Source organism: Parendozoicomonas verongulae (assembly GCF_009711465.1).
Classification (GTDB): Bacteria; Pseudomonadota; Gammaproteobacteria; order Pseudomonadales; family Endozoicomonadaceae; genus Sansalvadorimonas; species Sansalvadorimonas verongulae.
Genome location: NZ_SMME01000069.1, coordinates 1 through 235, shown reverse-complemented (window position 1 = coordinate 235; position 235 = coordinate 1). Strand labels below are relative to the sequence as shown.

The following is a 235-nucleotide window of genomic DNA, read 5'->3' as shown; positions in this document are numbered from 1 at the left end:
AAGTCACAGACAAAGGGCCTGCCCCCTGTGCGGGCTCTTAGCGTACGCATCCCGGAGATGTTCGTGGGCAGCTGATCGCTGTCATCCTGCACCAAGCCCGCCAGCTCTGGGAATAGAGAGTCCAGAGGGGGAGGTGAAGGAGGGGCATATAAGATGTCAGGAGCTTCACTGTTACTGGAAATGCGGCAAAGGTTAGATGGAGTCTTAACCCATGTTGTGGCATCCGTTTCAACTG

1 protein-coding gene is annotated in these 235 nt (G+C 55.3%); it reads right to left on the bottom strand.

The genetic code is table 11. From position 1 onward, the window contains the following. A partial coding sequence (locus tag E1189_RS24120; protein WP_230459779.1) for a hypothetical protein occupies window positions 1–235 on the bottom strand: 235 nt, incomplete at both ends.